We start from the raw sequence: 8,797 nt of genomic DNA on the forward strand, positions 1-8,797 counted from the left end.
TGGTCGACCAAGACCACGGCGCCGGCGATCGCCGGTTCAAGATCGCATGTCGCTGGCCAACTTCGACTGGCGCTTCAACCCCAAGTTGCCAAAGGCTGCGTGCTTCGAGCTGCACACCCTCAAGTTCGTCGCCGAGGGGCAAAACGCGCTGATCATCGGCAGACCAGGGACGGGCAAGAGCCACCATCGCCAAGGCCGTGGCCTACCAAGGCACGCTGCAAGGACACAACGTGCGCTACCTGGAGGCGAGGGCGCGTTCGCCGCCTACGCGCTCGGTGGCGACGACGAACTGCGGCAGCAACTGCGCGCTCTGGTTGACGCCGACCTCTTGGTGCTCGACGACCTGTTCCTGGCGCGCCGCATCAGCGACAAGGCCGGAGAGCTACTGCCGACGCTGGTGCACCAGCGCTACAAGCTCAAGCGCAGCATCGTGGTGGCCTCCAACCGGGTGGTGCAGGACTGGGGCAAGTACCTCGGCGACAACACGATGGCGACCACTATCCTCGCCCAGATCATGCACCGGGCGCACATCCTGGAGTTCGAGGGGAAAAGCTACCGGCTAAAGGAGCGGCATCACGGCTCACGCGCTTGACGTCTGCCGACGTCAAGCAGGACTGACAAGGCCAGCGGCAGGAATATGGACTACAATCCGGACTGTCCTGCCTGGGGGAGTTTGGCCTGGCCAGGGGTGGGGGAATTTAACTTGGCCAACGGGGCGAATTCTGTGTTCTCCCCCCAAGTACTCGGCATTTCACGCACGTTGGCGAGATGCGCGACGGTGCTGCGCGTATGATCGCTCGCAACTGAAAAAGTTGACGGACACATCAGGGAACGAAGGTTATCGTGCAGTCCTCGGCGTCGCCGATATCGATCTCCCGGTAGCTAATATGCTTCAGGTCTGAGGTGCTGCGCTGCGCGCCGTAACACCACTGGTCTCCGCCAAACCGCTCCAGGGAAACGTTGGCACCGAATGGTCCGCTCCACAAGACCCCGTCAAAGCTGTCTGCGTAGAAATACCAGTAGCGATTCACATCGACGTCGTTTGCATAGACCAGGGCGCATACACCCGGGTCAATCTTCCACCAGCCCATCATTTCAAAGTCGCCACCGTCTCCGCCGCACGACTCCGGGCTGTAAAACATGATCGACGTCCAGATAGGACGGGGGAAGTTGTTGCACAAGCGGAGCCCCATGGTCGTTCCTCCACTATTTCGTTTGAGTTAAGGTTTGATCCTTGCCCGAACCGCTCGTGGCATGACCTGGGGCGCTTGTGGAGTGTCGACGTGGCTGTAATCTTCGCGGCTTGCGGCATGCCCTGACCGGGCGTCCGCCGTCGCGGTCCGGCGCTGTCCACGTGGATACGCGTCCTGGCCAGCGTCGGCTTTACCGGACGGCGTGTCGCCGCCGAGCGAAGTGCGTTCCTGCACACGTTCCCCATCGTTTGATTTGGTGGACATCGCTTCCCCATATATTATTCAGGTGTGTGTTTGATCTCAGTGACGTTGGAAGATTCCGCACTTCGCACGTTCCATAGACCACTACCTCGCCCCCAATAGCGTGATGATCCGAACATTCGAGTCACTTTCGTGCGTGTGTGGCGCCAGAACCGGAGGCCGAAGGAAGGGAAATTCAGGCCGTTCCGGGAGCAGGCCGGGCCTTAGCGTACAGTTTTGTCCGAATTCTGTGGCCGCCCCTACGAAGGTACGGCCAGGCAAGAGCAACGCCGCCATGGACGTTTTATCAGCCGCTTATGCCGATTCGCGCAGGTTTTCGCTGTAAATAAACTGCAGCGCGGCGGCGGCGGTCAATGGCCGGCTATAATAATAGCCTTGGATTTCATCGCAGCCCCAGCGCCGCAGCAATTCGCGCTGGGTGCCGTTTTCGACGCCCTCGGCGATGACGGTGATGTCGAGGTTATGGCCCAGCGTGATGGTGGCTTGCACGATGGCGCTGTCGTTGGCGTCGGTTTCCAGCTGGCGCACGAACGACTGGTCGATCTTGAGCTTGTTGATCGGAAAGCGCTTCAAGTAGGCGAGGCTGGAATAGCCGGTGCCGAAGTCGTCGATCGACAGTTTCAAGCCCAATGCCCGCAACTGGTGCAGCAGCACGATCGAGCTTTCAGCCTTTTCCATCATCACCGTTTCGGTGATTTCCAGCTCCAGGCAAGACGGATCGATGCGCGTGCGTTTCAGCAATTGCTTTAATTTCGGCAAAAAGTCGGGATGGGCGAACTGGCGCGGCGAAATATTGACGGCGAGCACCAGGCCCTGCCCTATGCCGCTCTGCCACACGCCGATCTGGCGGCAAGCGTGTTCCAGCACCCAGTCGCCGATCGCCACCACCAGGCCGGACTCCTCGGCCAGCGGAATGAACTCGGCCGGCGATACCAGCAAGCCGTCGCGGCGCCAGCGCACCAGCGCTTCGAAGCCGATCAGGCGGCCGTGTCCCAGCGCCTGTTGCGGCTGGTAATACAATTCCAGTTCGCCCCGGTCGATCGCGTGGCGCAGCAACGCTTCCATTTTCAGGCGCTGGTCGGCTTGCGCATTGAGTTGCTGCGTGTAACGGTTGAGCATGTCACCGCCGGCCCGGCGCGCCGCATGCAGCGCCGCATCGGCGTTGCGCAGCAAGGTTTGCGGCGTACGCCCATCTTCCGGAAAACTGGCGCAACCGAGGCTGAGCGTAAAGAAGACTTCATGGTTGCCGCATCGGAACGGGTTACGCATATCGGCCTGCAACGCCGATATGGCGGCACGGAAGAACACGCTGGTCTGCGTCAACTGGTACAGAATCGCGAAATTGGCGCCGTCGAGACGGAACACTTCGCCGCCATGGCGCTTGGCCACCAGATGGATGCGCTGCGCCACGTCCTTCATCATTTCATCGCCGAACGAGTGGCCGAAACCGCCGACCACGCGCGAAAAACGGTCGATGGTGCCCAGCACCACGGTGTGCGCATCGGCCGGCAGCTTGTGCAGGCGCTTTTCAAACGAGCGGCGGTGCGGCAGCGCCGTCAGCGGATCGTGGCCGGCCTGGTGCTCCAGCTCATCTTCGATGCGGAAACGGGCCCACACGTGATAAATCATGAAGGCAGCGGTCAGCAAGGCCAGCAAGCTGAACAAATGCACCTGGCGGCTGATGCCGTCGAGTTCCCGGCCGGTGCGGTAGCCGCCGTCGAACACTTCGGTTTCGGTCAACGCGCGCAAGGCATTGATGCGCTCGCGCAAATGCATGACGGTCTGGTTCGATTCCAGCAGCAGGCGGCGCACCTCGGCCGGATCGTCGCGCATCGCCTTTTCAAAGGACGGCGCCAACGCGACCACGTGGCGGTAAGCGGCGCCGATGTCGCGCAGGCGGAGGCTGTCGCCGAGCGCTTCCTTGAGGAAGGCAAAATTGCTGTCCATTTCACTGCGCCCGGTGCTTTCGAGAACCTGGTAGCGTTCGCGTGAAATCGATTGCGCATAATATTTATGGGACGCCAATTGATAACGCAATACCGCGCTTTCGAAATTGCCGAGGTAGCGCAGTTGCGGAATGCGCCGTTCCAGCAGCGGCGCGGTGGTGCGGCGCACTTCCTGCGCCATGTGTTCCATGCCGAACGACAAGGCGATGCCGGAACCGAGCACCACCGCCAGCAAGGCGTACAAGGTCCAGCGGTAATAGCGGCGCGCGGTCCGCTGCCAGTTGTGAATGAATATCAGCAAGCGCCGCGGAATGCGCGGCATTCGGGCGGCCAGTCCCTGCACCAGCATCAGGCGCTGGATCATGCCTGTTTCCCGCACGAAGCCTGGCGGTCCATGGCCTTGCCGATGCAGGCGATCAATGCGCGGACATCGAACGGTTTGTTGAGGAAGCAGGTGGCGCCGGCGTCGAGCGCGCGCTGGCGTATTGCCGGGTCCGGAAAGGCGGTAAAAAACACCAGCGGCGTATCGCGCCCGGCGGCTTGCAGCGCGGCCTGCATTTCCAGCCCGTTCATGTCCGGCATTTGCACATCGCTGACGATGCAGGCGCAATGCTCCAGCGCCGGCGACGCCAATAGCGCGGCGGCCGAATCGAACACCAGCGCCACGTGGCCGTAGGAGCGCAGCAAGCCGAGCAGCGCCTCGCGCACATCGTGGTTATCGTCGACGATGGCGATAGTATAAAGTAAATGTTGTCTGGTGCGCACCGCAGCTCCCGAATCGTGCCTGATCAAATGGGAATGCCGTGCCCATCTTTCGCGAGGGTGCACCATAACGCAAGCCGCCGCGCGGTGGAATCATACATAGGTATAAACAACCAGCACACCAGCACAAGTGGCTGCGGTCAGCTCGCCTGTGGATTCAAGCCCAGCGCTTCAGCCATGCGCACCAGGTCGGCAAAAGTTTTGGCCTGCATTTTGCGCATCGCATTGCCGCGCTGCACCTTGACGGTGATTTCACTGGTGCCGAGCCGGCCGGCGATCTGCTTGTTCATCAGGCCGCTGGTGGCGAGCGCCATGATTTCGGATTCGCGCGGCGTCAGCGTGGCAAACCGGCGCGCCACGTCTTGTCGGCCCAGCATGCAGCGGCGCCGTTCGCCATCATGCCATATCGCCAGCGTCACGGCGTTCAGCAAGTCTTGTTCGCTGAACGGTTTGGCCAGGAAATCGTGCGCGCCGGCCTTCATCGCCCTGACCGTCATCGGAATATCGCCATGACCGGTCATGAAGACGATCGGCAAGGCGATGTTGTTGCGCTTCAGCTCGGCCTGGAAGTCGAGTCCGCTGGCCCCTTGCAAGCGCACGTCGAGCAACAGGCAGCACGGCAGGTCCGGCCGTTGCCAGGCCATGAATGCATCGACCGACGCAAAAGCCGCCACCTGCAAGCCGGTCGAACGCAGCAGGCTGGACAGCGCCTCGCGCAGCATATCGTCATCGTCGACGATAAACACCATGGCCGTATCGCCGCTCATCGCGCCGCCTCGGTCCGCATGGCCGGCAGCGAAAATTGCAGCATCGCGCCCTTGGCCTGGCGCGGCTCGGCCCAGATACGTCCGCCATGCGCTTCGATGATCGCGCGGCAAATCGGCAAGCCCATGCCCATGCCGTCATCCTTGGTCGTGAAAAAGGCGTCGAACAATTGCGGCACATCGGCGTCAGCGATGCCGGGGCCGGTATCGCTGACGCCCAGTTGCGGCGCGCCGTCGGCGTTGGTGCCGGTGCGTAGCTTCAGCAGGGCCAGGCCAGGCGCGCAGCTTGCCATTGCCTGCATGCCGTTGATCAGCAAATTGATGATTACTTGCTGCAATTGGACGCGGTCGCCGCGAATTGCCGGCAGCGCCGGCGCCAGTTCCATCACCAGCACCACGTTGTGGCTATTCAATTCGCGCTTGACCAGCAGCGCGGTTTCCTCGGCCACTTCATTCAAGTCCAGCAACACATGCTGCGGGTCGCCCTTGCGCGCGAGCAAGCGCACGCGATGGATCACCGCGGCGGCGCGGCCGCTGGCGTCCAGCATGCGGCGCACCGCCGCGGTGGCCTCGTTCAAGTCCGGCTGCGGCCGTGCGATCCAGCGCAGGCACGCTTCGGCATTGGCGGAAATCGCCGCCAGCGGCTGGTTGACTTCGTGCGCGATCGACGCCGCCAGTTCGCCCAGCGTGGTCACGCGGGTAACGTGGGCCAGCTGGGTTTGCGAGCGGTGCAGCGCCTGCTCGGCCAGCATTTCGGCCGTGACATCGATCAGCGCGCCCAGGTATTCATACTGGCCGGCATCGTCGCGGATCAGGTTGGCCAGCACATGCACATAACGCAGCTCGCCATCGGGCAAGACCAGCCGGTAGCGGATATCGACCGGCCCATCGGCCCGCAAGCCCTGCTCGATCGCGGCCAGCAGCAGGCCGGCGTCTTCCGGCAGCACGCGTTCCTGCACCAGTGCGATGGTCGGTATCACATGCTCCGGATAGCCGTAAATCCGCGCCGCCTCGGCCGACCAGTGCATCTGGCCCTCGGGCGGCTTGAAACTGAAACTGCCGGTACGGCTGATGCTCTGGGTGCCGGCCAGGAACGCCTGGCTGCGGCGCAGCGCCTCTTCGCGTGCCAGCAAGGCGTTGGTGGCGGCCTGGTTGCGCAGCGTCAGGAAGGCGGTGATGCCCAGTGCCGCCAGGCTGACCAGCAACTGCCCCAGCGCGACGGCGGAAAAGATGGCGCTGCGCGAGATCGCGTAGGCGACCAGCGTCAGCATGCAGCAGATCGCGCCGACCGCGACCACGCCCTTGCGCGTGCAGACCCGCGCCGACAGCAGGATCACCACCACATACAGCACGGCGATGGCGATATCGAGCCTGGTCCACGCATCCATGATGAAGATGCACAGGGTCAGTAATACCAGGCTGCTCGACAGGAGCGACGATACCGCGGGGCGTAACATACACATCCTTGTAGGTGCTTGAAGTTGGCACAATACAATGATAGGTGCACACACGCAACCTCGATACTGCATAGTGGAAAAAAGCCGCCGCCAGCGCGCAGCCGCGCTACGTGATAAAGTTAAAAAACATAAAAAATGCTTAATCAACCCGAATCATGTAAAGGATGCGCCATGGGCGATCTGTCGAACTTTGAAATCACTAAAAAATGGCCGGCCCGCGATAGCAGCCTGCTGCAGTTGTACTCGCTGACGACGCCGAACGGCGTCAAGGTCTCGATCATGCTGGAAGAAAGCGGCCTGGCCTACGAACCGCACCTGGTCAGCTTCGGCACCAACGACCAGTTGTCGCCGGAATTCCTGTCGCTGAACCCGAATAACAAGATTCCCGCCATCATCGATCCGAACGGTCCGGACGGCAAGCCGCTGGCCCTGTTCGAATCCGGCGCGATCCTGATTTACCTGGCCGACAAGACCGGCAAACTGATCCCGCAAGACCTGGCCGGCCGTTACGAAACCATCCAGTGGCTGATGTTCCAGATGGGCGGCATCGGTCCGATCTTCGGCCAGCTGGGATTTTTCCACAAATTCGCCGGCAAGGAGTATGAAGACAAACGCCCGCGCGACCGCTACCTGGCCGAAACCAAGCGCCTGCTGAACGTGCTGGAGCAGCGCCTGACGGGCCGCGACTGGATCATGGGCGACGAATACAGCATCGCCGATATCGCCACCTTCCCGTGGGTGCGCAACCTGGTCGGCTTTTACGAAGCGGGCGAGCTGGTCGGCTTCAACAGCTATCCGAACGTGCAGCGGGTGCTCAATGCGTTTGTGCAGCGGCCGGCCGTGGTCAAGGGCTTGAATGTGCCGAAACGCGACTAATCTATAACCTTACTGGCTGGAACCAAGCCGTGCGTAACGGTATAATGCCGGCCATGACTATTCCACGCACATTCGGTACTCCCCTCTCTCCTTCCGCCACCAGGGTGATGCTGCTCGGCTCGGGCGAACTTGGCAAGGAAGTGATTATTGCGCTGCAACGGCTCGGCGTCGAAGTGATCGCCGTCGACCGTTATCCGGACGCTCCCGGCCACCAGGTGGCGCACCGCAGCCATGTGATCGACATGACCGACGGCGCCGCGCTGGCCGCGCTGATCGCGCGGGAACAGCCCGACCTGATCGTGCCTGAAATCGAGGCCATCGCCACCGACACGCTGGCCGCGCTGGAAGCGGCCGGCAAGATCACCTGCATCCCGACCGCGCGCGCGGCGCAGTTGACGATGAACCGCGAGGGCATCCGCCGCCTCGCCGCCGAAGAGCTCGGCGTGGCGACGTCGCCGTACCGCTTCGCCAGCAGCCTGGCCGAATTGCAGGCCGCTTGCGCCGAGATCGGCTTCCCTTGCATCGTCAAGCCGGTCATGTCCTCGTCCGGCAAGGGCCAGTCGAAACTCGACAGCGCCGCCGACGTGGCGGGCGCCTGGGATTATGCCGCGGCCGGCGGCCGGGTCGATTCCGGCCGCGTCATCGTCGAAGGTTTTATCGATTTTGACTACGAAATCACCTTGCTGACGGTGCGCGCGATCGGCGCCGCCGGCCAGGTCGAAACGCAATTTTGCGAACCGATCGGCCACGTGCAGGTGCAAGGCGATTATGTCGAATCGTGGCAGCCGCAGCCGATGCGCAGCGCAGCCCTCGATAGCGCGCGCGACATCGCCCGCAAAGTGACCGACAACCTCGGCGGCCTGGGCCTGTTCGGCGTGGAACTGTTCGTCAAGGATGACATGGTCTGGTTTTCCGAAGTCAGCCCGCGCCCGCACGACACCGGCATGGTGACCATGGCCAGCCAGGTGCAGAGCGAATTCGAATTGCACGCCAAGGCCATCCTCGGCTTGCCGGTCAATCTGGCGCTGCACTCGCCGGCGGCGTCGGCCGTGATCTACGGCCAGCACGACGCCACGGCGATCCGCTTCGAAGGCGTGGCCGACGCGCTGGGCGTGCCAGGCGCGGATCTCCGTTTGTTCGGCAAGCCGGAATCGTTCGCCCGGCGCCGCATGGGCGTGGCGCTGGCCAGCGCCGCCGATATCGACACGGCGCGCCAGCGCGCCAAGCTGGCGGCGTCCAAGGTCAAGCCGGTCTTGTCCTGAACCTGGCATGATGTCTTGAACCATCCGGGGCGGAGCCAGCCAGGCTCCGCTTTTTTTTATCTTGCGCGCAGCCCGATGTCGCGCCTTGCCGCCCCCTCCCCATCCTCCTCATTTCCCCCGGGCATTTCATCCATCGCACTTGCCGGGCCGGTTCGATAGATACTCATTTCAATCGAATCACTCTTGCTGAAATAATATTTCTAGGTTGTAATGGCGCACGAAAAATACTGAATTACTAACTTTTTTGTGCGGGAGACCGCCTATCGGGAGTGTCAT

General features: G+C 62.3%; 8 protein-coding genes. 3 read left to right on the top strand and 5 right to left on the bottom strand.

Annotation, left to right across the window (positions count from 1 at the left end; all coding sequences use genetic code 11):
* The first annotated feature begins 46 nt into the window (after window positions 1-46).
* Complete coding sequence (locus GJA_RS11810) at window positions 47-592, top strand: ATP-binding protein (RefSeq protein WP_242404521.1); 546 nt, start codon at window positions 47-49, stop codon at window positions 590-592.
* Between the two features lie 232 nt (window positions 593-824).
* Here the strand turns inward: GJA_RS11810 and GJA_RS26175 are convergent, their stop codons facing one another.
* The 5 genes from GJA_RS26175 to GJA_RS11835 all read right to left on the bottom strand — a co-directional run bounded on the left by GJA_RS26175 (window position 825) and on the right by GJA_RS11835 (window position 6,383).
* Window positions 825-1,193 (bottom strand): DUF1036 domain-containing protein, encoded by a 369-nt coding sequence (locus GJA_RS26175; protein ID WP_051780710.1) that lies wholly within the window; start codon window positions 1,191-1,193, stop codon window positions 825-827.
* A gap of 555 nt (window positions 1,194-1,748) precedes the next feature.
* Window positions 1,749-3,764 carry a putative bifunctional diguanylate cyclase/phosphodiesterase gene (locus GJA_RS11820; protein WP_242404523.1) on the bottom strand — a complete coding sequence of 672 codons (2,016 nt, stop codon included), beginning with the start codon at window positions 3,762-3,764 and terminating at the stop codon, window positions 1,749-1,751.
* Window positions 3,761-4,165, bottom strand: a complete 405-nt coding sequence (locus GJA_RS11825) for a response regulator transcription factor (protein WP_038492384.1) — start codon at window positions 4,163-4,165, stop codon at window positions 3,761-3,763. Before GJA_RS11825 ends, GJA_RS11820 begins: the two co-directional genes overlap by 4 nt.
* A 137-nt stretch (window positions 4,166-4,302) precedes the next feature.
* Window positions 4,303-4,929, bottom strand: a complete 627-nt coding sequence (locus tag GJA_RS11830) for a response regulator transcription factor (protein ID WP_038492387.1) — start codon at window positions 4,927-4,929, stop codon at window positions 4,303-4,305.
* Window positions 4,926-6,383, bottom strand: a complete 1,458-nt coding sequence (locus GJA_RS11835; RefSeq protein WP_051780712.1) for a sensor histidine kinase — start codon at window positions 6,381-6,383, stop codon at window positions 4,926-4,928. The genes GJA_RS11830 and GJA_RS11835 overlap by 4 nt, the downstream gene beginning before the upstream one ends.
* Window positions 6,384-6,554: 171 nt before the next feature.
* Here GJA_RS11835 and GJA_RS11840 point away from each other — a divergent pair, with 171 nt between their 5' ends.
* Complete coding sequence (locus tag GJA_RS11840; RefSeq protein WP_038492393.1) at window positions 6,555-7,259, top strand: glutathione binding-like protein; 705 nt, start codon at window positions 6,555-6,557, stop codon at window positions 7,257-7,259.
* 53 nt (window positions 7,260-7,312) lie between these two features.
* Window positions 7,313-8,521, top strand: coding sequence for a formate-dependent phosphoribosylglycinamide formyltransferase (gene purT, locus GJA_RS11845; RefSeq protein WP_038499626.1), 1,209 nt, complete (start codon window positions 7,313-7,315; stop codon window positions 8,519-8,521).
* Window positions 8,522-8,797 lie beyond the last annotated feature (276 nt).

Source organism: Janthinobacterium agaricidamnosum NBRC 102515 = DSM 9628, assembly GCF_000723165.1.
GTDB classification, from domain to species: domain Bacteria; phylum Pseudomonadota; class Gammaproteobacteria; order Burkholderiales; family Burkholderiaceae_D; genus Janthinobacterium; species Janthinobacterium agaricidamnosum.

Excerpts from the sequence above, each read along its gene's own strand:
- GJA_RS11810 (WP_242404521.1), top strand. The coding sequence starts at position 47 with ATGTCGCTGGCCAACTTCGACTGGCGCTTCAACCCCAAGTTGCCAAAG.
- GJA_RS26175 (WP_051780710.1), bottom strand. The coding sequence starts at position 1,193 with ATGGGGCTCCGCTTGTGCAACAACTTCCCCCGTCCTATCTGGACGTCG.
- GJA_RS11820 (WP_242404523.1), bottom strand. The coding sequence starts at position 3,764 with ATGATCCAGCGCCTGATGCTGGTGCAGGGACTGGCCGCCCGAATGCCG.
- GJA_RS11830 (WP_038492387.1), bottom strand. The coding sequence starts at position 4,929 with ATGAGCGGCGATACGGCCATGGTGTTTATCGTCGACGATGACGATATG.
- GJA_RS11835 (WP_051780712.1), bottom strand. The coding sequence starts at position 6,383 with ATGTTACGCCCCGCGGTATCGTCGCTCCTGTCGAGCAGCCTGGTATTA.
- GJA_RS11840 (WP_038492393.1), top strand. The coding sequence starts at position 6,555 with ATGGGCGATCTGTCGAACTTTGAAATCACTAAAAAATGGCCGGCCCGC.
- purT (WP_038499626.1), top strand. The coding sequence starts at position 7,313 with ATGACTATTCCACGCACATTCGGTACTCCCCTCTCTCCTTCCGCCACC.